We start from the raw sequence: 22,720 nt of genomic DNA on the forward strand, positions 1-22,720 counted from the left end.
CGACCCAAGGGAGCGTCATGACCCGGATCAACCTCACCGTCGACGGTCAGCAGGTGGCCGACGACGTCGAACCCCGCATGCTGCTCGTGCACTACCTGCGCGAGCGCCTCGGGAAGACCGGCACCGTCGTCGGTTGCGACACGAGCAACTGCGGCGCCTGCACCGTCCACCTCGACGGGACCAGCGTGAAGTCCTGCAACGTGCTCGCGGTCCAGGCCGACGGGGCCGCGGTCACCACGATCGAGGGCATCGCCACCGACGGCGCCCTGCATCCGGTGCAGGAGGCCTTCCGCGAGTGCCACGGGCTCCAGTGCGGCTACTGCACGCCCGGCATGATCATGCAGACCATCGACCTGCTCAACGACGATCCCGACCCGTCGGAGGAGGCGATCCGGCTCGGTCTGGAGGGCAACCTCTGCCGGTGCACCGGCTACCACAACATCGTCCGCGCGGTGCAGCACGCCGCCGCCGGCTCGGACCGGGCCGAGGGGGCGAGCGCATGAGCACCACGCAGGACGCGCCGGCCCGGGAGGTCGGGCGCGACCGCCGCCGCAAGGAGGACCAGCGACTCATCACCGGCCGCACCCGCTGGACCGACAACATCCAGCTGCCCGGGATGCTCCACCTGGCGATGGTGCGCAGTCCCTTCGCCCACGCGAGGATCACGAGCATCGACACCACGGCCGCCAAGGCGGCGCCCAACGTGGTCGACGTCTTCACGGGCCGCGAGGTCGCCGACGTGCAGGGCGTGATCGCCAACGCCTGGCCGCTCAGCGACGAGCAGAAGACGCCGGACCACGCGCCGATGCCGGCCGAGCGGGTGAGCTTCGCGGGCGAGATCGTCGCCGTCGTGGTCGCGCGCACCGCCGCCGAGGCGCGGGACGCGGCCGAGCTGGTCGAGGTCGACTACGAGGAGCTCCCGGTCGTCGTCGACCTCAAGGAGGCCGCCGAGGACAAGGTGCTCGCGCATCCCGACCTCGGCACCAACGTCTCCGCCGTGTGGACGCTGGACTCCGAGGAGGGCGGCACCGGCGGCAACGTCGACGAGGCGATCGAGGCGGCCCGTGCCGACGGCATCGTGATCGAGCGGGAGTACCGCCAGCAGCGCCTCATCCCGGCCTTCATGGAGCCGCGGTCCACCGTGGTCGACCCCACCGGCGAGCAGTACGTCGTCTGGTCGGCCACCCAGATCCCCCACATCGCGCGCTTCCTGCTGGCGGCCACGACCGGGACACCGGAGTCGAAGATCCGCTACGTCGCCCCCGACGTGGGCGGCGGCTTCGGAGGCAAGCTGCAGACGACGCCGGAGGAGTGGCTGACCTTCCTCGCGGCGAAGCGGACCGGCAAGCCGACCAAGTACACCGAGACCCGCTCGGAGTCGTTGATGGCGGCCCACCACGGCCGCGACCAGTGGCAGCGGCTGACCCTGGCGGCCGGCAAGGACGGCCGCGTCACCGGCCTGAAGGTCGACCTGCTCGCCGACCTCGGCTCCTACGTCGGCATCGTCGGCGGCGGCGTGCCGGTGCTCGGCGCCTGGATGTTCAACGCGATCTACAAGTGGGACGCCTACCGGTTCACGACCACCAACGTCCTCACCAACAAGGCCTGGGTCGACGCCTACCGTGGCGCGGGGCGGCCGGAGGCGACGTACGCCATCGAGCGGTTGATGGACGAGCTCGCCGCCGAGGTCGGCAAGGACCCGCTCGAGGTCCGGGAGATGAACTGGATCAAGCACGAGGAGTTCCCCTTCACCACGGTCGCGGGCATGACCTACGACTCGGGCAACTACGAGGCCGCGACCGCGCGGGCGAAGGAGCTCTTCGGCTACGACGAGCTGCGGGCCGAGCAGCAGCGGCGACGCGACAGCGGTGACCCCGTCCAGCTCGGCATCGGCGTCTCGACGTTCACCGAGATGTGCGGCCTGGCGCCGTCACGCGTGCTCGGCAGCCTCAACTACGGCGCCGGTGGCTGGGAGCACGCCGAGATCCGGATGCTCCCGACCGGCAAGGTCGAGGTCATCACGGGCACCTCGCCGCACGGGCAGGGGCACGAGACGGCCTGGTCGCAGATCGTGGCCGACCGGCTCGGCGTACCGTTCGAGGACGTCGAGGTGCTGCACGGCGACACCCAGGTCTCGGTGCGCGGGCTCGACACCTACGGCTCCCGGTCGCTGGTGGTCGGCGGTGAGGCGCTGGTGCTGGCCGCCGACAAGGTGGTCGAGCGCGCCAAGCCCATCGCCGCCCACCTGCTCGAGGCGTCGCCCGACGACCTGGAGTTCACCGGTGGCCGGCTGCAGGTGCGCGGCACCGACAAGGGCGTCACGATCCAGGAGGTCGCGACCGCCGCCTGGGCGGCCCACGACCTGCCGGACGGCGTGGAGCCCAACCTCGACGCGTCGGCGACCTACGACCCGGTCAACTTCTCCTTCCCGCACGGCACCCACCTGTGCGCGATCGAGGTCGACACCGAGACCGGCGGCGTGAAGATGCGCAAGTACGTCGCCGTCGACGACATCGGCAACATCATCAACCCGCTGATCGTGGCCGGCCAGGTGCACGGCGGTCTCGTCCAGGGCATCTCCCAGGCACTGTGGGAGGAGGCGACCTACGACGACAACGGGACCCTCGTCTCCGGCTCGTTCGTCGACTACCTGCTGCCCACGGCGGCCGACACGATCAGCTTCGACATCGACCACACCACCTCCCCGAGCACGACCAACACGCTCGGGACCAAGGGCGTGGGGGAGGCCGGCACCATCGCCTCGACGCCGGCCGTGGTCAACGCCGTCGTCGACGCCGTGCGCCACCTCGGCGTCCGCGACATCCAGATGCCGTGCACCCCCGAACGGGTGTGGCGGGCCGTCAACAGCGGGTCGTCCGGAGGGGCGACGACCGAGGCGGCGGCCCCGCACTTCGACGCATCGACCGGCATGTCCGGCACCGTGGACCGCGCAGAAGGAGACGTCCAGTGATCCCCGCAGCCTTCGAGTACGTCGCCCCCACCTCGGTCGAGGAGGCGCTCCAGGCGCTGGCCGAGCACGGCGACGAGGCCAAGATCCTGGCAGGCGGCCAGAGCCTCCTGCCGGTGCTCCGCATGCGGCTCAACGCCCCCGAGTGGGTGATCGACCTGGGCCGGATCGACGCGCTGCGGGGCATCCGGGACGAGGGCGACCACCTCGTCATCGGTGCGATGACCACCCACACCGAGGTCGGGACCGACCCGCTCGTGCACGAGCACGCCCTGCTCATCAGCAAGGCGGTCACCCACCTCGCCGACGCGCAGGTGCGACACCGCGGCACGTTCGGCGGGGCGCTCGCGCACGCCGACCCGGCCGGCGATCTGGGGGCGCCGGCACGGGCCCTCGGCGCGTCGTTCGTCCTCGCCGGCCCCGGCGGGTCGCGCACGGTCGCCGCCGACGACTTCTTCGTCGACCTCTTCGAGACCGCGATCGGCGAGGACGAGATCCTCACCGAGGTGCACGTCCCGAAGCGGACCGGCTGGGGCGCGCACTACGAGAAGTTCGTGCGCGTCGCCCACCAATGGCCGATCGTCGCGGTCGCGGCGACCGTCCGCCTCGACGGCGACACCATCGCCGAGGCGCGGATCGGGCTCACGAACATGGGTTCCACGCCGTTGCGGGCAGAGGGCGTGGAACAGGCCCTGGTCGGGAAGCCGGCGAGCGCGGACGCCGTACGCGAGGCTGCGGCGCAGGCCGCCGACGGCACCCAGCCGCCGTCGGACCTCAACGGCGACGCCGACTACCGGCGCCACCTGGCGACCGTGCTGACGGCGCGCGCGGTGCTGGCTGCGGCAGGGCGCTGATGGACCTGACGCACCGCTTCACCGTGCCGACCGGCGTCGAGGAGACCTGGGCACACTTCCAGGACATCGCCTCCGTCGCGCAGTGCTTCCCGGGCGCCCAGGTCACCTCGGTCGAGACGGTCGAGGGCGTCGAGAGCTTCACAGGCACCTGCAAGGTGAAGCTCGGCCCGATCGCCCTCGTCTACGCGGGCTCGGGGCACTTCGTCGAGCGTGACGAGGCCGACCACCGCTTCGTCGTCGAGGCCAAGGGCCGCGACAAGCGCGGCAACGGTACGGCGGGCGCGACCGTCACCCTGACCATGGCCGCCGCCGGGGAGGCCACCGACGTGCAGGTGGTGACCGACCTGGCCATCACGGGCAAGCCCGCCCAGTTCGGTCGGGGCGTGATGCAGGACGTCTCGGACAAGCTGCTCGGCCAGTTCGTCGCGTGCCTCGAGCAGCGGCTGACCGCCGATGGGTCGCCGGCCGACGCCGCGGACCAGGACGTCGACCAGGACGCCGGGCCGGCGTCCGTGCCGACAGGCGCGGCGGCGGTGGCGCAGGAGCCCGGGGCCGATCCCGACGCCGGTCCGGCGTCCGCGCCTGCTCCCGCGCCCGCGCCACCGCTCCGCCCGTCGCCACCCGCCGCCGATGACGCCCTCGACCTGGGCGCGACCGTGCTGCCGGTGCTGCTCAAGTCCTACCGCAAGCAGCTCGTCGCCGGCGTGCTCGGACTGCTCGCCCTGCGTTGGGTGCTCCGCCGGCTGCGTCGCTGACCTCGCCCCCGAGCGGGTCAGTCGCGCAGGGCGTCGTCGAGGGAGACGTTGCGGTCTGCGTGGGGGTCGGGCACCGGGTCGGTGTCCACCGTCGCGATCGTGTCGTCGAGCCGCGTGCTCGGCGGGAGCTCGGAGAAGTCCGCGCGTCGCTCGTCCATGCCGCGAGCGTACGCCGCGCAAGCGCGTCGCCGCAGCCCCGCAGCGCAAGCGCAGTCGTGTGCCTGAGCACCTGCTCTGGGCCGGTCTGAGGCACACGACCCCTCACGCCGACGACACAGGGCCCCCGCCGATGGCGGGGGCCCTGCGACTTGTGCACGGTGCTGTCAGTGCGTGCTGCCGGTCAGGGCAGCGTCGACAGCGGGAGGGCGCCGACGACCTGCGCGAGCAGGTCGGCGACGACCGGGTTGGTGGTGACGTCGTTGATCGCACCGTTGGTCGCCGAGTCGACCGCGGTGATCACCGAACGCACCGTGGGGTTGGGCTGGGTGGCTGCGTCGACCAGCTCGTCGAAGCCGACCCGGACCGGGTTGTCGAAGATCGCGACACCCGTGCCGAGCATGAAGTCGACCGTCGAGCAGCCCGTCGTGCCGATCGGGGACTCGCTCGCCGACCACGTCGCCGTGCCGAGGAAGTCCATCCGCTTCGGGTTGGCCACGTGGGTGGGCGAGCTGACGAACGGCTCGACCCACACCGGGTAGCCGTGCGGCTCGTTGTCGGCCGTGTCCACCCCGATCACCGCGCTGGCGGTGTTGAGGAGCGGCGCGTTGGCGCTGACGAAGTCACCCTCGATGCTGAACACCGGACCACCGACGATCGCTCCCAGCGGACCGGCGGCAGGCACCGACGGCAGCAGGTCCGAGGTCCGCACGTTGTAGCCGGAGTCCTCGGTCGGGGTGTAGCGCCGGTCACCGTTGGCCGACGAGGCCGAGCTGGCGACGCACGCGCCGCCGGTCAGCCGCAGGTTGGCGTAGATGTCGAGCAGCACACCGGCCTGGACGGTGCCGGTGGAGCGCAGGTGCACGCCGCCCTCGGTGCCGGTCGGGTCGATCTGCAGACCGTTGAGCAGGCTCAGGGTCGTGGTGTTCTTGTTGCCCGCGAGCACGACCTGGGTCGCCAGCAGCGCCGGCAGGTCGATGTTCTTCGCGGCCAGCTTCGTGCTCAACGTGGCGAGCGCGTCGTGGTAGTACGCGTCGTTCGGTCCGAGCGACATCAGCACCCGCTGGTGGCCGTCGATCGCGACGTTGGCGATGAATGCCTTGGTCTGCAGGTCGAAGATGCCCTGCAGGCGGTTGACCTTCCCGCCGGTGATCACCGTGGGGTACTGGGTGATCATCAGCCGCGGCGTGCACCCGAGGTCGGGGTTGCACGGCTTGGCGGCCGAGGGCAGGCAGGTGTCCGGGTCGGTCGCGCACGTCTCGGGGTCCGAGGGCAGTGCGAACGAGCCGTCGAGGGCGTAGAACTTCGCCTTGCCGCTCAGCACGCCGGTCGCGTCGTTGCCGATCCGTGCCGAGACCTCGGCGGGCGAGGCGTTGGCCTGGATCACGCCGTTGCCGAGCACGTCGGTGAACTTGTACTGCCACGGCCGGTAGACGAACGTGTCGGTCTCGACGACGTCGCCGGTCACGAGGGTGGTGTTGGTGGCGCCGGGGTGCCCCACCACGCACGGGCCGTTGTTGCCCGTCTTGACCATGTTGCGGTTCGTCGTGGTGACCGTGTAGACGCCGGCCGGGCGGCCGTCGAGGTCCAGCGACACCTTCATGCCGTGGTAGGTGCTGCCCGGGAAGTCGCCGAGGTAGTTGGCGTTGCCCGGCGCCGGCTGCGGGTTGAGCGGCTGGTTGGTCGGGCTGGTGAAGAAGCCGCCGAGCGCGATGTTGCGCGCCGGGCTGGTCTGCGTGAGCACCGTGTTGCCGTCCGGGTCGGTGACCGTGACGATCGTGCGGGCGGAGTTGTTGGTGCCCGCGGGGTTGTCGCCCTTGCAGGTGGTCGTGTTCGCGAGGTAGGACGCCGCGGAGACCGGGTTGATCGCCGAGGTGGCGGTGGAGCGGAAGTAGCCCATCGCGGCGACGTCGACCTTGATGTCGACGGTGCCGTCGCGTACGACGGGGGGCGAGCCGGGTTCGGTCGGCGAGACCGTGGTCTCACCGGATGCGGTACCCGAGGCCCCGAGGGCGCCGAGCGTGGAGATGACGAGAGTGCCCACCGCTGTGAAAGCGACCCGAGAAAGGGACGGGCGCGAGAAGCGCCGCACGGTGATGGACAATTGTTCTCCCCATGAGGTGGTCGGACGTGTGGTGCACATCACTGGAACGTGTTCCAGTGACCAGTCAAAGATTTGACTACCCCTGAGTTACGTGGGGGGCCCAACTATTTGTCGAGCGGCCTAGACCGGTCCGTGCCCGCCGACGTCACCAGTGGTACTCGGAGTAGTCCCGGTCGAGGTGGGAGTCGTCGTACTGCTGCTGCTCCTCGATCGCGCCGTCGTTGCGCTTCTCGAGGCGACGTTCCTTGCGCTGTTCCTCGCGCTGCTGCCGACGCTCCTCGGGGGACTGTCCGCCGTCCTTGTCGTCCTGCGGCTGCTGCTTGCCCTGGTCCTTCTTCTTGTCCTTGTCGGGCTTCTGGTCCTGCGACTGCTGCTGCTGCAGCTTGTCGCGCAGCCGCTTGTCGACCGCCGCGGCGTCGTCGGTCTGGTCCTGTCCGCGTCCCGAGTCGGTCGGGCAGCGGCCCTCGGCGAGCACGTCGATGCCGGCCTGCCACTGCGCCTGTGCCTCGTCGGCCCCGTCGGCCGCGCCGTCGTCGAGCGCGTTGTCGCCGAGCGTCTCGTGGGCGAGCGCGGCGTTGATCCGCACCGTGCACTCGTCCTCGTGCGGCACGTCCTCGAGCGCCTTGCCGTAGAGGTCGAGCGCGCCGTCGAGGTCGCCGCCGGCATGACGGGCGGCGCCCTCGTCGAACGAGCTCACCCAGGGCTCGAACCAGTTGAGCGAGCCGTTGGAGGAGAACTCGCCCGCGGCCGCGAGGTAGTTGCCGTCGGTGAAGCCGGACCGGCCGTCCCGGTCGTGGGACAGCATCACCAGCACCTTGAGGGCGAAGAGCAGCGCCAGCACCAGCGGCACGAGGCCGGCCAGCACCAGGACCAGGCGCGTCCGACTGCGGGTCACCGGGACACCAGCTCCTCCGCCGGCTCGGGCGCCGCCTGCAGCGCGTGGTGGGAGGTCCAGAGCGCCCGCCACCACGAGCGCAGCTCGACGAGCACGAGGGCCAGCAGCAGGAGGCCGAAGAGCCAGGTCAGGTCGTGCTTCGCGGGGGCGTCGCCACTGCCGTCCTGCGCGTACGACGCCTCGAACCCGTCGGCGATCGCGGTCATGCCGCCCGGCTCGGTGCGGTGCACGTAGTCGACACCGAGCTGGTCGGCGATGGTCTGGAGGTTGTCCTCGTCGATGCGGGAGATCGCGTCCTCCCCGGTGGCCTGGTCGTAGACGTAGCCCTCCTCGTCCGACAGGTCCTGGGCCGCGGGCATCTTGGCTCCGTCGGAGGTGCCGTACCCGAGGACCACGCCGCCACCGACGAGGTCGTCGAGCTCGGCGAAGGACTGCTGCTCGCCGTCGTCGGTGTTCTCGCCGTCGCTGACGAGGACGACGACCTGCCGTCGGTCGGGGTGCTGGGCCTCGGCCCGCTCGAGCACGGACTTCATCAGGCCGAGCGGCCGGTCGACGCGGGAGCCGGTGCCGTCGAAGGGTCCCTCGAGCCGCAGGGTGTCGACCGCCGTGGTGAAGGTCGCGGTGTCGCTGGTGTAGGGCAGCTCGAGCGTGGCGTCACCGCCGAAGGTCAGCAGCGCGAAGCGTGATCCCGGCAGCGCCGCGGCCAGGTCGGTCAGGTCGCGCTCGACACCGTCGATCCGTGGACGGCCCTGGTAGTCCAGGGCCGCCATCGAGCGGGTGCGGTCGACCACGACGAGCACGTCGACGTCGCTCGACCGGGTCGACGAGGCACGCGTGCCGAAGCCGGGCTGCCACAGCACGACCATGAGGACCACGACGATCGCGACGCGGCGGGCGACGACGAGAGCAGCCGGCGGGATCGCGCTCATCGGGCCCTCCGGTCGGCCAGTGCGACCAGACCCTGCCCGGCCCACACCAGCACCAGGAGGAGCACGCCGATGCTCGCGATCACCTGTCCGGTGTGCGGCTCGTCGACGGTCTGCACGAGGGGCGGCTTGTGCACCTCGGCCGCCTTGAGGGCGTCGATCCGGTCGACGACGTCGGCGGCGGAGCCGCCGTTGCCCAGCTCGCCGAAGGAGCCGCCCGTGCGCTCGGCGAGCGCCTGCAGGCCGTCGATGTCGCCCTCGCGATCGGGCTCGCCCGGGTTGGCGATCACGTGGACCGCGACATGGCGCTCGGCGGCGTAGTCGGCAGCCTCGGACAGGTCGAAGACGCCTTTCCCGCGCTGCTCGCCGTCGGTCGCGAAGATGACCGCGCGGCCGCGATCGGTCTTCAGCTTGTCGAAGCGCTGGACGCACGAGACCAGGCCGTCGGCCACCAGCGACGACTGGTACTGCCGGTTCTCCGTCCACGTGCCGGCCGTGTAGTCGTCGAACTCCTGGCTCGGCAGGAGGTCGCTCCAACCGTTGAACGCCTGCTCGGCCTCGTCGAGGCGGTCGAGCACGAAGCCGTAGTCGTCGGTCAGGGGGAACTTGGTGATCGCCGAGTTGTTCCAGACCGTGAGCCCGATCCGCTCGCCCTGAAGACCGCGGACGATGTCGCGCAGCTCCTCGATGACCTCGACGTTCCACGGCGCCGTCGAGCCGGACGCGTCGAGGCACAGCATGATGTCGCGCGACGAGGCGTCGCGCTGCACCACGTCGGTCTGCTGCACGCGTCCTCCGAGGAGGATCCCACCGGCGCACGCGACGAGGGCCGCGAAGGACCCCACCACCCCGAAGAGCTGGCGTCGTTGGACGAGCGTCCGGTAGCGCGGGAGGGCGCGCAGCCGCGCGGCATGGGCGACGTACGACGCCCCGGCCGGCGTACGTCGCGACCAGATCCGCAGCCAGGCGGCGAGCAGCGCCACGAGGAGCAGCACGAGCAGCGCCACGAGCCACGGCCAGCGCAGCCCGCTCTCGGTCACCGTCCAGGTCAGCCCCACGTCGACACCAGCCTCCGCGCGCGGTCGACGGCGTCGGCGAAGCGTTCTTGGGCCTCGCCGATGTCGTCCGGGGCGAACTCGGGCGGGTACATCAGCTCGATCGTCTCGGCGAGCACGCCCGGCGCCTGGCGCCGGAAGTCCGCGAGGGCCATGGTCGTCGCGGGCAGGTGGGTCACCAGGCCGGCGTACGACCGGACGGTCTCGCTCAGCTGCTGGTGGCCGGCGCGTGCGGTCGTGCGGCCGGCCCGCACGTCGCCCTCGATGCGGTCGATGCGGTCGAGGTGCTCCTGCTGGGCCGTGCGTTCGGGACGGGGCGCCCAGACGGTCGTGGCCGGTGCGCGCTCGCGCGTGAACCACACGACGGCGACGTAGTAGAGCGCCACCAGCACGAGGGCCAGGAGGGCGAGCCAGATCCACCGGTCGCCGTAGGCGACCGGGCCGTGGAACTCCGGCTGGAGGTCACCTGCGGCGCGCATGGCGGTGCCTCTCGAGCATTCGGAAGACCGCGGCGATCGCGGAGTCGGTGTCGCGGACCTGCTCGTGCACCACGCCCAGCTGGTCGAGCCGCCGGCGCACGTGGTGCTCCTCGCCGGCGACGAGGGCGGCGTACTCCTCACGCAGCTGCGGGTCGCCGCGCAGCCACTCCGGGACCTCGGTCCGGGCGTCGATGTCGACGAGCCGGCGGGGCGCGCCCGTCACCATGGTGGGGTCGAGGTCGCCGATGGTCAGGAACAGCACCTCGTGCTGCGCGGTCAGCCGGCGCAGCGACTCCGCGAGCTCCTCGGAGATCCGGGTCTCGTCGGAGACCACGACCAGGATGCCGCGCCGGCGGATCGCCTTGGCGGTGTAGTCGAGGACGGCGCGGAGGTCGCTCGGAGCGGCGTCGGGTGTGATCGCGTCGTGGACGTGACCGAGGAGCCGCTCGAGGTAGAGCTCGCCGTTGTCGGGCGGCCGTGCGTGCTGGCGCCGGGCGTCGCCGTGCACCAGGGCGACGAGATCGCCGTTGCGGACCGCGAGGTAGCCCATCACGCCCGCGACGAACACGGCGAGCTCCCGCTTGTCGTGCCGGGCGTCGTTGAGCGCCGCCATGCTGCGCCCGGTCGAGACGGCCAGGATGATTGTGTGCTTGCGCTCGGCGACGTAGCGCCGTACGAGCAGAGTGCGGCTGCGGGCCGACGCCTTCCAGTCGATGTCCTTGACGTCGTCGCCGCGGACGTACTCCCGCAGGTCGTTGAAGTCGATGCCGCGCCCGACCTGGATCGCGGCGTACTCGCCCTGCAGCATCCCGCGCACCTTGCGGTGGGCGTGGATCGAGAGGCGGGTCTTGACCCGGGTCAGGTGCGCGGCCATCGGACCACCCGCGCCTACGGCGTCGGCACGGCGCGGAAGACCGCGTCGATGATGCTCTCGGGCCGCACCCGGTCGGCGAGCGCCTCGAAGCTGAGGTGGATCCGGTGCCGCAGCACCGCGTGGCGCAGCTCGCGCACGTCCTCGGGGATCACGTAGTGGCGACCCTGCACGATCGCCATCGCCCGCGCGGCCTGGAAGAACGCGATCGACCCGCGCGGGCTGGCGCCGATCTCGACGTAGGCGCCGAGCTCGGGGCCGAGGTGCTGGCCCACGTGGCGGGTGGCGCGCACGACCGCGACGACGTAGCGGCGGATCGCCGGGTCGACGTAGACCCGCCGGACCATCTCCTGCAGCTCGACGACGTCGCCGATCGTCGCGACCGGGTCGATCCGGTCGCCGTGCTGACCGAGGGTGCCGTCGCCGATGCGGTCGAGCACCATCAGCTCGTCGGGCTCGCCGGGGTAGTCGACGACCTCCTTGAGGAGGAAGCGGTCCATCTGCGCGTGCGGGAGGACGTAGGTGCCCTCCTCCTCGATGGGGTTCTGGGTGGCGAGCACCATGAACGGCTGGGGCAGCGGGTGGATCGTGCCCGCGATCGAGGTCTGTCGCTCCTGCATCGCCTCGAGCAGGGCGGACTGGGTCTTGGCGCTGGCCCGGTTGATCTCGTCGAGCAGCACGAAGTGGGCGTGGACCGGGCCGAGCTGGGTCTCGAACTCGTGGTTGCGCGGGTCGTAGACCTGGGTGCCGATGATGTCGCTCGGCAGCAGGTCGGGGGTGCACTGGATCCGCGAGAACCCGGCGCTGACCGCCTGCGCGAGGGTCGAGGCTGCCAGCGTCTTCGCGAGGCCGGGCACGGACTCGAGCAGGATGTGGCCCTCCGAGAGCAGCGTCACGAGCAGCGCCGTGCGCACCCGCTCCTGGCCGACCACCCGGCTCGAGAAGGCGGCGGAGATCCGGTCGATCGCGTCGGTCGCGCGCGCCACGTCGTCGGCGGTCAGCGGCGCGCTCTGTCGTTCGGTCCCCGTGGTGCTCATCGTCGGACAACCTACCCGGCAGGCGGCTGCCTCACTCCCGAGCGGCGAGCCGGCTGCGGAAGTCGTCGTCGCGGCGCAGCCGCGCCAGGTCGCGCTCGCGGCGCTCCGCGATCACCGCACCCAGGACGAGCTCGGCGGGTGCGTCCGCGGGCGGCGGAGGGGCGACGTAGCGCCGTACCTCCTGGAGCAGGTCGGTGCCGAGCCGCTGCCGGTGGTGGGCGTCGAGGGTCGGCAGCCGCGCGATGTACTGGCGTACGGCGAGCGCGAGCCCGGTCGGAAGCGTGGCGATGTCGGCCGAGCGTGCCCACGAGGCGAGCTGCGGTGGCATCGGCGGGGGCTGGGGGAGCCGGAGGCCGACCCGGTCGCGAATCACGTAGGTGCCGGCGGCGAGGTCGCCGATCCGCTTGCCCTGGTGGTTCACCAGCATCGAGAAGAACGCCAGCATGCCGCTGGTCAGGTAGATCTCGACGAAGCCGATGAGCGCCCGCACGAGGGCGTGGTGGAACGTGATCGGCCCGGCGTCGTCACGGACGGTGCGCAGCCCCATCGCGAGCTTGCCGATCGAGCGGCCGCGGGTGAGGGTCTCGAGCACCGTGGGGTAGACGGCGAAGGTCAGCACGATGGTGGCGACCACCGCCGCCTCGACGAGGTCGGCGGAGCGGAAGAGCGTCGCGATCGAGAGCACGACGAGCGTGACGAACAGCAGCACCACGGTGACGACCATGTCGATGAGACCCGAGGCGAGTCGCAGGCCGAGGCTGGCCGCGGGCAGGTCGAGGGCCACGCCCTCGCCGGTGACGAGGTCGTCGGTGGTGATCGTCGCGAACTCCGCCATCGCGGCGATCGTACGCGCCGTACGCTGGGCCGGTGCCGCGCATCGACCTCGACGCCTACGTGGTCGCGCACGCGCGGGAGTGGGCCCGGCTCGAGGAGCTGGTGCGCACCCGACGCCGCACCGGACCGCAGAGCGACGAGCTGGTCGACCGCTACCAGCAGGTGGCCACGCACCTGTCGGTGATCCGCACGTCGGCGCCCGACGCCGAGGTCATCTCCTACCTGTCCTCGCTGCTGGCCAAGGCGCGCATCGCCATGCTCGGGGCGCGGATCCTCAGCTGGGGCGCGTTCGCGCGCTTCTTCACCCAGCAGTTCCCCGCCGCGCTCTACCGCACGCGCCGTTGGTGGCTGGCCTGCATGGCCGTCAACGTCGTGCTCCTCGGCGTGCTGATGCTGTGGTTCCTCGACCACCCGCAGGTCGAGCAGACGCTGCTCTCGGCCAAGCAGGTCGACGCGCTCGTCAACAGCGACTTCGCCGGCTACTACAGCGCCAGCCCGGCGCAGGACTTCGCCAGCCACGTGTGGATCAACAACGCCTGGGTGACGGCGCAGTGCATCGCGCTCGGCATCACCGGCGTCGGCGTCATCTGGGCGCTCTACCCGACGATGGTCAACCTGGCCGTGATCGGCTCGATCATGACGCGGCACGACCGGGCCGACCTGTTCTGGGGGTTGATCCTCCCGCACGGGATGCTCGAGCTCACCGCCGTCTTCGTCGGGGCGGGAGTGGGGTTGCGGCTGTTCTGGTCGTGGATCGCGCCCGGCAGCCTGGCGCGCGGCGCGTCGTTCGCCCAGGCCGGCCGCACCGCGATCACGTGCGCGCTCGGCCTGGTGGCCGTGCTCTTCGTGAGCGGCATGATCGAGGGGTTCGTGACCCCCTCGCCCCTGCCCACGTGGGCCCGCATCGCCATCGGCGCGATCGCGGAGACGGCCTTCCTCGCCTACGTCTTCGTCGTCGGCCGCCGCGCCGCGCTCGCCGGTCACACCGGCGACATCAACCCCGACCTGCTCGAGGACCGCGTCGCGACCCAGGCGTAGCTGCTGGTCGAGGAGGTCGCGCTAGCGACCGCCACGCCACCGTTGGTCGAGGAGGTCGCGCTAGCGACCGTCACGAGACCCGGTGACGTGCCCGCTCCGCTGGTCGAGGAGGTCGCGCTAGCGACCGTCACGAGACCCGGTGACGTGCCCGCTCCGCTGGTCGAGGAGGTCGCGCTGGCGACCGTCACGAGACCCGGTGACGTACCCGCTCCGCTGGTCGAGGAGGTCGCGCTAGCGACCGCCACGCCACCGCTGGTCGAGGAGGTCGCGCTAGCGACCGTCACGAGACCCGGTGACGTGCCCGCCACCGCCACCGCTGGTCGAGGAGGTCGCGCTGGCGGCCGTCACGAGACCCGGTGACGTGCCCGCTCCGCTGGTCGAGGAGGTCGCGCTAGCGACCGTCACGAGACCCGGTGACGTGCCCGCCTACAGCAGCCCCTGCGCCTTGAGCATGAGGTAGTGGTCGGCCAGCGCCGGCGGCAGCCGCTCGGCATCGGCGTCGACGACCTGCACACCGAGCCGCCCGAGCACGTCCGTCGTCCAGTCCCGGCGGTGGATCTCCTGCTCCGCCGCGGCGGCGTCGTAGACCGCGTCGACGGTCGCCCGCTCGTCGGCGAGCCGGCTCAGCTCGGGGTCGCGCACGGAGGCGATGACGACGCGGTGGTGCTGGGTGAGGGCCGGCAGCACCGGCAGCAGCCCGTGCTGGATCGCGGCCGGCTCCACCGGCGTCAGGAGCACCACGAGGGAGCGCTGCTTGCCGAAGCCCTGGACCGCGCTCGCGAGGGTGTCCCAGTCGGCCTCGGCGATGACGGGCTCGAGGTCGGCCATCGCCTCCTGCAGCCGGGCCGCGATGTCGCGGGCACCGGCGGCGCGCAGCCGGGCCCGCACCTTCCGGTCGCCGGCGACGAAGTCGACCCGGTCGCCCGCGCGGGAGGCGAGCGCCGCGAGCAGCAGCGCTGCGTCCATCGCGGCGTCGAGCCGTGGCACACCGTCGGGGCCGCCGACCCGACCCGCCGCCGTACGACCGGTGTCGAGGACCAGCACGACGCGGCGGTCGCGCTCGGGCTGCCACGTGCGGACGACGACGTGGGGCGTCCGCGCCGAGGCGCGCCAGTCGATGGAGCGCACGTCGTCGCCACGGACGTACTCCCGCAGCGAGTCGAACTCGGTGCCCTGCCCTCGCACCCGTACGGCGGCGCGGCCGTCGAGCTCGCGCAGCTGCGCGAGGCGCGAGGGCAGGTGCTTGCGCGACTCGAAGGGCGGCAGGGAGCGGACGCTGCCGGGGACGTCGTAGGTGCGCTGCTTGGCGGCGAGGTGCAGCGGGCCCCACGAGCGGACGGTCACGCCGAAGGCGCGCAGGTCGCCGCGGCGCCAGGGGCGCAGGGGGGTGCGGAGAAGCTGCCGTTGCCCGCCGGCCAGGGTCAGGCGGTGCCGGTCGTCGGTCGCGCCGGCCGTCGGCTGCCAGGCGTCGCGCACCTGCAGGCGCAACCTGCGGCTCCCGGCGTTGGCGACGGCCAGCCTCGACTCGGCCGGGTCACCGAGCCGCACCGTGCCGGGCGGCGTCCGCGTGATCCGTACGGCGGCCGTGGTCGGTGCCAGCAGGAGGTCGGCGACGCCGAGCAGGGTCACCGCCAGGATCCAGAGCAGCACCGTCCCGCCGGAGGGTCGCAGCACGACGGCGACGACGCCCAGCAGGAGGAGGAGCGGCACCCGCCCGGAGATGGCCATGGGCTAGCGCGGGACCGGCACCGAGCCGAGCGCGGCCGAGAGCACCTTCGCGACGTCGACGCCCTCGAGCTCGGCCTCGGGGCGCAGCCCGAGCCGGTGGACCAGGGCGGCGTGGGCGAGCGCCTTGACGTCGTCGGGGGTGACGAAGTCGCGGCCGGAGAGCCAGGCCCAGGCCCGGGCGGCGCGCAGCAACGCGGTCGCACCCCGGGGACTGACGCCGAGCGAGAGTGACGGCGACTCCCGCGTGGCACGGGCCACGTCGACGATGTAGGTCGCCACCTCGGGCGCGACCTGGACCCGCTTGACCGCGGCCTGCGCGGCCTCGATGTCCGCGCCCGAGGCCACCGCGGTCACGCCCGCGGCGGCGACGTCACGCGGGTCGAAGCCCTCGGCATGCCGGGTCAGGATCGCGATCTCGTCGGCTCGTGGCGGCACCGGCAGCACGACCTTGACCAGGAAGCGGTCGAGCTGGGCCTCGGGGAGCGGGTAGGTGCCCTCGTACTCGACCGGGTTCTGCGTCGCCGCGACCAGGAACGGCCGGGGGAGTGGCCGGGTGACACCGTCGGCGGAGACCTGGCCCTCCTCCATCGCCTCGAGCAGTGCCGACTGGGTCTTGGGTGGCGTGCGGTTGATCTCGTCGGCGAGCAGCAGGTTGGTGAAGACGGGGCCCTCGCGGAAGGTCAGCTGCCCGCCGCTGCCCGCTGCCTGGTCGATCACCAGCGAGCCGGTGATGTCGCCCGGCATCAGGTCGGGCGTGAACTGCACCCGCTTCGTGTCGACCGCCAGCGCGGCAGCGAGCGTGCGCACGAGCAGCGTCTTGGCCGTGCCGGGCACCCCCTCCATGAGCACGTGGCCGCCGCACAGCAGGGCGACCATCAGGCCGGAGACGGCCGAGTCCTGGCCGACGACGGCCTTCCCCACCTCGCGGCGCACGGCGAGCAGCCGCTCCCTCAGCGCGTCGTCCTCGGTCGTGGCGGTGGTGGCGGTCATCGGCGGCGTACCTCTCTGTCGAGCTCCGTCAGGGCCTGCGCGAGCGCGACCAGGTCCTGGTCGCTGGTCGGTGCAGGAGCATGGTGGGCGAGGAGGGGGGCGACCTCCTCCTCGCGGCGGCCGAGGTGGCGCGCGACGGCGCCGATCACCTCGGCCTCGGTGGCGCCGCGCCCCAGCCGCAGCTGCGCGGCGAGACGACGGCGGCCGGCAGCACGCAGCGAGGCGCTCGCGTAGGCGCGGTCGTCGGCCTGGCGGTACATGCGGCCCCGGCTGCGCGTGGTCTCGACCGCCCGCACGACCACCGGCAGCGGCTCGACGGAGAGGCGTCCCAGCCGTCGCCCCCGCCACCAGATCAGCGCGACGGTGGTGACGAGCACGAGCCAGAGCGAGGGGACCAGCCAGCGGGGCGCGAACGACCAGAGGCTGACGGTCTCGCCGTCGGTGGCGTCGTCGTAGCTCGGGATGTACCAGACAAGCCGGTCGTGGGCGCCGAGCAGGCGCAGCGCGATCGCTGCGTTGTCGTCGCGGAGCACCTGGTCGTTGCTGAGCGCCTCACCGGCGCCGAAGTACGACAACCCGTCGGTGCCGGTGGCCAGCACGAAGCCGCCGCCGCTCGGGAAGCAGCCGGTGTCGGTGTCGTAGCTCTCCGCGCGGTCCACGGCCAGCCGCAGGTCGTCGAACCGGGCGTCCGGGCACCCGCCGGTCGTGCTGTCGTCGGCGAAGGCCGACTGCACGCCGTCCTCGAGCGCGTCCAGCAACGGGGGCGAGGGGGCGACCAGCACGACGTCGGCGTCCTCGGTGTCGCTGAGCAGCCGTTCGAGCGTGCTGGGGGCCAGCTGGTCCGTGCGGGTCACCAGCACGGTGGTCGTCGCGTCCACCCGCGCGTCGTGCAGCGCGTCGGCGGAGCGGACGATGTCGACCTCGACCCCTTGGTCGCCGAGCACCTGGGCGATGGCCTGGGCGCCGTCGGGGTCCGGGTTCTGCGGGTCGAGCGGGGTCGAGTACTTCGGGTCGCCGCTGGTCGCCCACACCGAGAGCCCCAGCGCGACGAGGAGCGCGGCGGCGACCGCGAGCCACAGCCGGTTGCGGCGCAGCGCGCCCCTCAGCCGGCCGGGGGACGGACCCGCGGGCGGGGGAGCCGCCGGGGCTGCCGTGGCGGGTGGGGCGGGAGGCGCCGTGGGCACGCTCATCGGACCCGCTCCCTGCGGCCCGCCAGCTCGTCGTCGAGGGCCAGCACGTCGACCACCTGCTCGCGCGTGGCGGGACGGTCGCCGTAGAGCACCGCGTCGAAGAGGTCGGCACTGCGGTCGACCAGGTGGCGCTGCGCCGGGAACTCCCGGCCCAGCGCCCCCGCCAGCTCGTGAGCGGTCGCCTGGGGCAGGTCCTCGATCCGTCCCCGCTCCACCTGGCGTACGGCGACGGCCCGGTAGGCGTCGACCAGGGCCTCGTCGTAGCGGCCCGTGGCGAGGGCCGCCTCGGCACGCGCGCGGAGCTCGGAGGCGTTGATCAGCTCCTCCGTCAGCGCCGGGGCCTGCCCGGCGCGGGCCCGTGCCGTCCGTCGCGCGCGCGACGCGAGGAGACCGATGGCCGTCGCGAGCAGCAGCACGACCACGATCGCGGCGAACGTCGCGACCGGCGGGAAGTCGTGCGCCGCACCGGTGGTGTCGTCGAACAGGCGGCCGATCCAGTGCAGGACGCGCTCGACCGGGTTGGTCGCGTTGTACTCCGGCCGGGCCAGCTCGCCGCGCAGCAGCGCCCGGGCCTCGTCACCGCTCGGGTCGAGCGGAGGGTCGGCGAGGCGGGTGACGACCGCCGGGAGGACAGGGGTCACCGCGCGATCAGCCCGGCCTCGCGCATCAGCTCGACGTCGTACGCCTCCTTGCGCATGCGCTGGTCGATGTACTGCAGGGAGGTCACCGCCGCGGTGAACGGGGCGACGAAGGCGTTGGACAGCACGGCGCCGACCCCGGTCGCGATGGAGTAGATGAGGAAGTAGTACTGCGGCGCGAGCGCGCCGCCGACGCCGGCGACGATGCCGAACGGGAACCCGACGATCTGGCCCGCCGTGCCCGTGATGAGCACGGTGAGGAGGGCGATGCCGAGGACGCGCCAGAACTGCCCTCCCGTCAACCGCCAGCTCCGGCCGAACGCGGCGAACACGCCGATCGGCTCGAGCATCAGCGCCGGGGTCGCGAGCAGCACGAGCTTGATCCACAGCCACATGCAGACCGGGACCGTCGCGGCGACGACCAGCAGGCTGATGAGGACGGTGACGAGGACGTCGCCGGTGGCCACCGCGACGAGGACGACCAGGAGGACGGCGACCGCGATGACGAACAGGCTGGTCATGGCCACCACGAACGTCTGCCCGACCAGGCGCCAGCGCTTGCCGTGCGTGGCGGCCCACGCCTCGGCGAGCGTGAGTCGACGACCGACCGCGGCGGCGCGGGTGACGTGCACGACCATGCCCGTGACCAGGATGAGCCCGAGCTGGGCGACGTAGCTGCCGAGGAGCAGGGAGCCGAACCCGCCGATCAGGCCGAGCGCCTCGGTCGTGCTCGGCTCGTCGCTGATCTCCCCGTCGGTGTCGAAGCCGCTGCCGACGGTGAAGGCGAGGACGGCGTTGACCGCGATCGGCAGGATCATGGCCACCGCCGTGACCAGCGCCGCGGCGCCCACGGTCGCCTTGGGGTTGAAGCGGATGATGCGGAACGCGCCGTCGTACATGTCGCCGAGCCGCAGGGGGCGGAGGGCGAACGCCCCCGGCTTGTGCGCGGCCCCGAGCATGCCCGGCGGCGCCGGAGGGCCGCCGCGGAACGGCGGGGCAGGGGGAGGAGGGGCGTACGGCGCCCCGGGAGGCGGGCCGCCCGCCGGCTCCTCCGGCAGGGGCGCCCCGGGCGGGGGGAAGTGGTGCGGTGAACCCGTCATCGCGAGCCATCCTCGCATCCCGGGTCGCTGTGATTTTGTTGGGAGCCGGGATCTCTGCCAAGATATCCAGGTTGCTCCGGCGGTTGCGTCGGGGCGCGGCACATCTTGACTCCTGAATCGGTCCTCCTGCGCAGACGGTCTCCGCCTGCGGTGAGCCTGCTCGGCGTTGTCGTGTGTCACGCCTCGTGAGGACCGAACGGGACAACAGTGGCTCGACTTCCTCCGGGGAGACGTGCGTGCCGCGACCAGTGTTTGATCACGGGGCTGCGACACGCCCGACCTCGGGGGTCGGAGCCAGAGACCAAGACCTACCGGCGAGTTCAGACGAGTAAAGGACGAGAGAGACCTATGGCGGGACAAAAGATCCGCATCAGGCTCAAGGCCTATGACCACGAGGTGATCGACACCTCGGCGCGGAAGATCGTGGACACCGTCACCCGCACGGGTGCGAAGGTCGCCGGCCCGGTGCCGCTGCCGACCGAGAAGAACGTCTTCTGTGTCATCCGCTCGCCGCACAAGTACAAGGACTCCCGCGAGCACTTCGAGATGCGCACGCACAAGCGTCTCATCGACATCATCGACCCCACCCCGAAGACCGTCGACAGCCTGATGCGGCTCGACCTGCCGGCCGGCGTCGACATCGAGATCAAGCTCTGAGGTTGTTGAAATGACTGTTGAGCGCAACGTGAAGGGTCTGCTGGGCACCAAGCTCGGCATGACGCAGCTGTGGGACGAGAACAACCGCGTCGTCCCCGTGACCGTCATCGCGGCCACGACCAACGTGATCACCCAGGTCCGCCAGCCCGAGCCGGACGGCTACAACGCCATCCAGATCGGCTTCGGCGAGATCGAGGGTCGCAAGGTCAACCAGCCGCAGGCGGGTCACTTCGCCAAGGCCGGCACCACGCCGCGTCGCCACCTGGTCGAGATCCGCACCGCGGACGCCTCGACCTACACGGTGGGCCAGGAGCTGGACGTCGACACGTTCGAGGCCGGCCAGGCCATCGACGTGACCGGCACCAGCAAGGGCAAGGGCTTCGCCGGTGTCATGAAGCGTCACGGCTTCGCCGGCGTGAGCGCCTCGCACGGTGCCCACCGCAACCACCGCAAGCCGGGCTCGATCGGCGCCTGCGCCACCCCCGGCCGCGTGTTCAAGGGCATGCGGATGGCCGGCCGGATGGGTAGTGACACCGTCACCACCCAGAACGTCACCGTCCACGCCGTCGACGTCGAGAAGGGCCTGATCCTCCTCAAGGGCGCCGTTCCCGGCCCCAAGGGTGGCGTCGTCGTCCTCCGGACCTCTGCGAAGAAGGGCTGATCGACATGGCACTCAAGACCGTCAAGGTTGAGCTCCCCAACGAGATCTTCGACGTCGAGGTCAGCATCCCGCTGATCCACCAGGTCGTCGTCGCTCAGCAGGCTGCCGCTCGCCAGGGCACGCACTCCACCAAGACCCGCGGCGAGGTCCGCGGTGGTGGCAAGAAGCCCTACAAGCAGAAGGGCACCGGCCGCGCCCGTCAGGGCTCGACCCGTGCGCCGCAGTTCGCCGGCGGTGGCACCGTCCACGGCCCGCAGCCGCGCGACTACAGCCAGCGGACCCCCAAGAAGATGAAGGCCGCCGCTCTCAAGGGCGCCCTCACCGACCGGGCCCGCAACGACCGCATCCACGTGGTGGAGGGCCTGGTGTCCGGCGACAAGCCGTCGACCAAGGCCGCCCTCGCCGCGCTGAGCGGCCTGACCGACCGCAACAACTACCTCGTGGTGCTCGAGCGCACCGACACCGTCACCTGGCTGTCGCTGCGCAACGCCCCCGAGGTGCACCTGGTCGCCGTCGACCAGCTGAACACCTACGACGTGCTCGCGAGCGACGACGTGGTCTTCAGCAAGGGCGCGTACGACGCGTTCGTCTCCGGCACGGCCTACGGCAAGAAGACCGCTTCCACGGAAGGCGCCGAGAAGTGAGCACCCTGCACAAGGACCACCGCGACATCCTGCTCGCGCCCGTGGTGTCGGAGAAGAGCTACAGCCTCCTCGACGCCAACAAGTACACCTTCCTGGTGCACCCGGACGCGAACAAGACCGAGATCAAGATCGCGGTCGAGAAGATCTTCAACGTCAAGGTCACCTCGGTGAACACCCTCAACCGCTCGGGCAAGACCCGGCGGACCCGCACCGGCCTCGGCAAGCGCAAGGACACCAAGCGCGCGATCGTGAGCCTCGCGGAGGGTCACCGCATCGACATCTTCGGAGGAGTTAGCTGATGGCGATCCGCAAGTACAAGCCGACCACCCCGGGCCGTCGTGGCTCCTCGGTGGCCGACTTCGTCGAGATCACCCGGACCACGCCCGAGAAGTCGCTGACGCGTCCGCTGCCCAAGAAGGGCGGCCGCAACAACCAGGGCCGGATCACCACCCGGCACCAGGGTGGCGGTCACAAGCGCGCCTACCGGATCATCGACTTCCGTCGCTACGACAAGGACGGCGTGCCGGCCAAGGTCGCGCACATCGAGTACGACCCCAACCGCACCGCGCGCATCGCGCTGCTGCACTACGCCGACGGCGAGAAGCGCTACATCATCGCGCCCAAGGACGTCGTCCAGGGCCAGCGCATCGAGTCCGGTGTCGGGTCCGACATCAAGCCCGGCAACAACCTGCCGCTGCGCAACATCCCCGTCGGCACGACGATCCACTGCGTGGAGCTGCGTCCCGGCGGCGGTGCCAAGCTGGCCCGCTCGGCCGGCAACAGCGCCCAGCTCGTCGCCCGTGAGGGCTCGCGCGCCACGCTGCGGCTGCCCTCCGGCGAGATGCGCTACGTCGACGTGCGCTGCCGCGCGACGGTCGGCGAGGTCGGCAACGCCGAGCAGTCCAACATCAACTGGGGCAAGGCCGGCCGCATGCGGTGGAAGGGCAAGCGCCCGACCGTCCGCGGTGTCGTCATGAACCCGGTCGACCACCCGCACGGCGGTGGTGAGGGCAAGACGTCCGGTGGTCGCCACCCGGTCTCGCCCTGGGGCAAGCCCGAGGGTCGCACGCGCAAGCGCAAGGCCTCCGACGCCCAGATCATCCGTCGTCGCAAGTCCGGCAAGGGTAGGAAGTAACTGAC

25 protein-coding genes are annotated in these 22,720 nt (G+C 71.8%); 11 read left to right on the forward strand and 14 right to left on the reverse strand.

Annotated elements, in window-relative coordinates:
- Positions 1–17 precede the first annotated feature (17 nt).
- The 4 genes from ACAX67_RS05930 to ACAX67_RS05945 are packed head-to-tail and all read left to right on the forward strand — an operon-like array spanning position 18 to position 4,577.
- Positions 18–503 carry a (2Fe-2S)-binding protein gene (locus ACAX67_RS05930; RefSeq protein WP_370702889.1) on the forward strand — a complete coding sequence of 162 codons (486 nt, stop codon included), beginning with the start codon at positions 18–20 and terminating at the stop codon, positions 501–503.
- Complete coding sequence (locus tag ACAX67_RS05935; RefSeq protein ID WP_370702890.1) at positions 500–2,971, forward strand: xanthine dehydrogenase family protein molybdopterin-binding subunit; 2,472 nt, start codon at positions 500–502, stop codon at positions 2,969–2,971. The genes ACAX67_RS05930 and ACAX67_RS05935 overlap by 4 nt, the downstream gene beginning before the upstream one ends.
- Entirely contained in the window at positions 2,968–3,822 is an 855-nt protein-coding gene (locus ACAX67_RS05940) for an FAD binding domain-containing protein (protein WP_370702891.1), read from the forward strand. The genes ACAX67_RS05935 and ACAX67_RS05940 overlap by 4 nt, the downstream gene beginning before the upstream one ends.
- Complete coding sequence (locus ACAX67_RS05945; RefSeq protein WP_370702892.1) at positions 3,822–4,577, forward strand: SRPBCC family protein; 756 nt, start codon at positions 3,822–3,824, stop codon at positions 4,575–4,577. Before ACAX67_RS05940 ends, ACAX67_RS05945 begins: the two co-directional genes overlap by 1 nt.
- A gap of 17 nt (positions 4,578–4,594) precedes the next feature.
- On the opposite strand, the gene ACAX67_RS05950 is transcribed toward ACAX67_RS05945, so the two are convergent.
- From ACAX67_RS05950 to ACAX67_RS05990, 9 genes are all read right to left on the reverse strand, one after another.
- Positions 4,595–4,735, reverse strand: coding sequence for a hypothetical protein (locus ACAX67_RS05950; protein WP_370702893.1), 141 nt, complete (start codon positions 4,733–4,735; stop codon positions 4,595–4,597).
- Between the two features lie 182 nt (positions 4,736–4,917).
- Positions 4,918–6,777 (reverse strand): hypothetical protein, encoded by a 1,860-nt coding sequence (locus ACAX67_RS05955; RefSeq protein WP_370702894.1) that lies wholly within the window; start codon positions 6,775–6,777, stop codon positions 4,918–4,920.
- A 205-nt stretch (positions 6,778–6,982) separates the two neighbouring features.
- Entirely contained in the window at positions 6,983–7,732 is a 750-nt protein-coding gene (locus tag ACAX67_RS05960) for a hypothetical protein (protein WP_370702895.1), read from the reverse strand.
- Positions 7,729–8,661, reverse strand: a complete 933-nt coding sequence (locus ACAX67_RS05965; RefSeq protein ID WP_370702896.1) for a vWA domain-containing protein — start codon at positions 8,659–8,661, stop codon at positions 7,729–7,731. The genes ACAX67_RS05960 and ACAX67_RS05965 overlap by 4 nt, the downstream gene beginning before the upstream one ends.
- Entirely contained in the window at positions 8,658–9,716 is a 1,059-nt protein-coding gene (locus ACAX67_RS05970) for a vWA domain-containing protein (RefSeq protein WP_370702897.1), read from the reverse strand. Before ACAX67_RS05970 ends, ACAX67_RS05965 begins: the two co-directional genes overlap by 4 nt.
- Positions 9,707–10,192 carry a hypothetical protein gene (locus tag ACAX67_RS05975; protein ID WP_370702898.1) on the reverse strand — a complete coding sequence of 162 codons (486 nt, stop codon included), beginning with the start codon at positions 10,190–10,192 and terminating at the stop codon, positions 9,707–9,709. The genes ACAX67_RS05970 and ACAX67_RS05975 overlap by 10 nt, the downstream gene beginning before the upstream one ends.
- Entirely contained in the window at positions 10,176–11,066 is an 891-nt protein-coding gene (locus ACAX67_RS05980) for a DUF58 domain-containing protein (protein ID WP_370702899.1), read from the reverse strand. The genes ACAX67_RS05975 and ACAX67_RS05980 overlap by 17 nt, the downstream gene beginning before the upstream one ends.
- A 14-nt stretch (positions 11,067–11,080) precedes the next feature.
- Entirely contained in the window at positions 11,081–12,100 is a 1,020-nt protein-coding gene (locus ACAX67_RS05985; RefSeq protein WP_370702900.1) for an AAA family ATPase, read from the reverse strand.
- A gap of 31 nt (positions 12,101–12,131) precedes the next feature.
- Positions 12,132–12,935 carry an RDD family protein gene (locus ACAX67_RS05990; RefSeq protein WP_370702901.1) on the reverse strand — a complete coding sequence of 268 codons (804 nt, stop codon included), beginning with the start codon at positions 12,933–12,935 and terminating at the stop codon, positions 12,132–12,134.
- Positions 12,936–12,967: 32 nt separating this feature from the next.
- Between ACAX67_RS05990 and ACAX67_RS05995 the strand changes: the two genes are divergently transcribed.
- Positions 12,968–13,972, forward strand: a complete 1,005-nt coding sequence (locus ACAX67_RS05995) for a stage II sporulation protein M (protein ID WP_370702902.1) — start codon at positions 12,968–12,970, stop codon at positions 13,970–13,972.
- A gap of 87 nt (positions 13,973–14,059) precedes the next feature.
- The gene (locus tag ACAX67_RS06000) at positions 14,060–14,332 is read left to right on the forward strand and encodes a hypothetical protein (protein ID WP_370702903.1); all 273 of its coding nucleotides are present in this window, start codon (positions 14,060–14,062) and stop codon (positions 14,330–14,332) included.
- Positions 14,333–14,398: 66 nt separating this feature from the next.
- Here the strand turns inward: ACAX67_RS06000 and ACAX67_RS06005 are convergent, their stop codons facing one another.
- The 5 genes from ACAX67_RS06005 to ACAX67_RS06025 are packed head-to-tail and all read right to left on the reverse strand — an operon-like array spanning position 14,399 to position 19,618.
- Positions 14,399–15,700, reverse strand: coding sequence for a DUF58 domain-containing protein (locus ACAX67_RS06005; protein ID WP_370702904.1), 1,302 nt, complete (start codon positions 15,698–15,700; stop codon positions 14,399–14,401).
- A gap of 3 nt (positions 15,701–15,703) precedes the next feature.
- Complete coding sequence (locus ACAX67_RS06010) at positions 15,704–16,690, reverse strand: AAA family ATPase (RefSeq protein WP_370702905.1); 987 nt, start codon at positions 16,688–16,690, stop codon at positions 15,704–15,706.
- Positions 16,687–17,880 carry a DUF4350 domain-containing protein gene (locus tag ACAX67_RS06015; protein ID WP_370702906.1) on the reverse strand — a complete coding sequence of 398 codons (1,194 nt, stop codon included), beginning with the start codon at positions 17,878–17,880 and terminating at the stop codon, positions 16,687–16,689. Before ACAX67_RS06015 ends, ACAX67_RS06010 begins: the two co-directional genes overlap by 4 nt.
- Entirely contained in the window at positions 17,877–18,521 is a 645-nt protein-coding gene (locus tag ACAX67_RS06020) for a DUF4129 domain-containing protein (protein ID WP_370702907.1), read from the reverse strand. The genes ACAX67_RS06015 and ACAX67_RS06020 overlap by 4 nt, the downstream gene beginning before the upstream one ends.
- A complete protein-coding gene (locus ACAX67_RS06025) occupies positions 18,518–19,618 on the reverse strand; it encodes a glycerophosphodiester phosphodiesterase family protein (RefSeq protein WP_370702908.1) in 1,101 nt (366 codons plus the stop codon). The genes ACAX67_RS06020 and ACAX67_RS06025 overlap by 4 nt, the downstream gene beginning before the upstream one ends.
- A 348-nt stretch (positions 19,619–19,966) precedes the next feature.
- Here ACAX67_RS06025 and rpsJ point away from each other — a divergent pair, with 348 nt between their 5' ends.
- Genes rpsJ through rplB form a run of 5 tightly spaced genes read left to right on the forward strand, consistent with a single transcriptional unit; the run spans position 19,967 to position 22,715 of the window.
- Complete coding sequence (gene rpsJ / locus ACAX67_RS06030) at positions 19,967–20,275, forward strand: 30S ribosomal protein S10 (protein WP_007078637.1); 309 nt, start codon at positions 19,967–19,969, stop codon at positions 20,273–20,275.
- A gap of 10 nt (positions 20,276–20,285) precedes the next feature.
- Positions 20,286–20,936, forward strand: coding sequence for a 50S ribosomal protein L3 (gene rplC, locus ACAX67_RS06035; RefSeq protein ID WP_370702909.1), 651 nt, complete (start codon positions 20,286–20,288; stop codon positions 20,934–20,936).
- Positions 20,937–20,941: 5 nt separating this feature from the next.
- Positions 20,942–21,580 (forward strand): 50S ribosomal protein L4, encoded by a 639-nt coding sequence (rplD, locus tag ACAX67_RS06040; protein ID WP_370702910.1) that lies wholly within the window; start codon positions 20,942–20,944, stop codon positions 21,578–21,580.
- Complete coding sequence (gene rplW, locus ACAX67_RS06045) at positions 21,577–21,879, forward strand: 50S ribosomal protein L23 (protein ID WP_370702911.1); 303 nt, start codon at positions 21,577–21,579, stop codon at positions 21,877–21,879. The genes rplD and rplW overlap by 4 nt, the downstream gene beginning before the upstream one ends.
- Positions 21,879–22,715, forward strand: a complete 837-nt coding sequence (gene rplB / locus ACAX67_RS06050; protein ID WP_370702912.1) for a 50S ribosomal protein L2 — start codon at positions 21,879–21,881, stop codon at positions 22,713–22,715. Before rplW ends, rplB begins: the two co-directional genes overlap by 1 nt.
- The last annotated feature ends 5 nt before the right edge of the window (positions 22,716–22,720 follow it).

Source organism: Nocardioides candidus, assembly GCF_041321175.1.
GTDB lineage: Bacteria > Actinomycetota > Actinomycetes > Propionibacteriales > Nocardioidaceae > Nocardioides.

What these genes read in the sequence shown, in the direction of transcription:
- ACAX67_RS05980 (WP_370702899.1), bottom strand. Translation starts at nt 11,066, where the DNA reads ATGGCCGCGCACCTGACCCGGGTCAAGACCCGCCTCTCGATCCACGCC.
- ACAX67_RS05950 (WP_370702893.1), bottom strand. Translation starts at nt 4,735, where the DNA reads ATGGACGAGCGACGCGCGGACTTCTCCGAGCTCCCGCCGAGCACGCGG.
- rpsJ (WP_007078637.1), top strand. Translation starts at nt 19,967, where the DNA reads ATGGCGGGACAAAAGATCCGCATCAGGCTCAAGGCCTATGACCACGAG.
- ACAX67_RS05990 (WP_370702901.1), bottom strand. Translation starts at nt 12,935, where the DNA reads ATGGCGGAGTTCGCGACGATCACCACCGACGACCTCGTCACCGGCGAG.
- rplB (WP_370702912.1), top strand. Translation starts at nt 21,879, where the DNA reads ATGGCGATCCGCAAGTACAAGCCGACCACCCCGGGCCGTCGTGGCTCC.
- ACAX67_RS05965 (WP_370702896.1), bottom strand. Translation starts at nt 8,661, where the DNA reads ATGAGCGCGATCCCGCCGGCTGCTCTCGTCGTCGCCCGCCGCGTCGCG.
- ACAX67_RS05975 (WP_370702898.1), bottom strand. Translation starts at nt 10,192, where the DNA reads ATGCGCGCCGCAGGTGACCTCCAGCCGGAGTTCCACGGCCCGGTCGCC.
- ACAX67_RS06010 (WP_370702905.1), bottom strand. Translation starts at nt 16,690, where the DNA reads ATGACCGCCACCACCGCCACGACCGAGGACGACGCGCTGAGGGAGCGG.
- ACAX67_RS06025 (WP_370702908.1), bottom strand. Translation starts at nt 19,618, where the DNA reads ATGACGGGTTCACCGCACCACTTCCCCCCGCCCGGGGCGCCCCTGCCG.
- ACAX67_RS05930 (WP_370702889.1), top strand. Translation starts at nt 18, where the DNA reads ATGACCCGGATCAACCTCACCGTCGACGGTCAGCAGGTGGCCGACGAC.
- ACAX67_RS05985 (WP_370702900.1), bottom strand. Translation starts at nt 12,100, where the DNA reads ATGAGCACCACGGGGACCGAACGACAGAGCGCGCCGCTGACCGCCGAC.
- ACAX67_RS06005 (WP_370702904.1), bottom strand. Translation starts at nt 15,700, where the DNA reads ATGGCCATCTCCGGGCGGGTGCCGCTCCTCCTCCTGCTGGGCGTCGTC.
- ACAX67_RS05945 (WP_370702892.1), top strand. Translation starts at nt 3,822, where the DNA reads ATGGACCTGACGCACCGCTTCACCGTGCCGACCGGCGTCGAGGAGACC.
- ACAX67_RS06015 (WP_370702906.1), bottom strand. Translation starts at nt 17,880, where the DNA reads ATGAGCGTGCCCACGGCGCCTCCCGCCCCACCCGCCACGGCAGCCCCG.
- ACAX67_RS05935 (WP_370702890.1), top strand. Translation starts at nt 500, where the DNA reads ATGAGCACCACGCAGGACGCGCCGGCCCGGGAGGTCGGGCGCGACCGC.
- rplD (WP_370702910.1), top strand. Translation starts at nt 20,942, where the DNA reads ATGGCACTCAAGACCGTCAAGGTTGAGCTCCCCAACGAGATCTTCGAC.
- rplC (WP_370702909.1), top strand. Translation starts at nt 20,286, where the DNA reads ATGACTGTTGAGCGCAACGTGAAGGGTCTGCTGGGCACCAAGCTCGGC.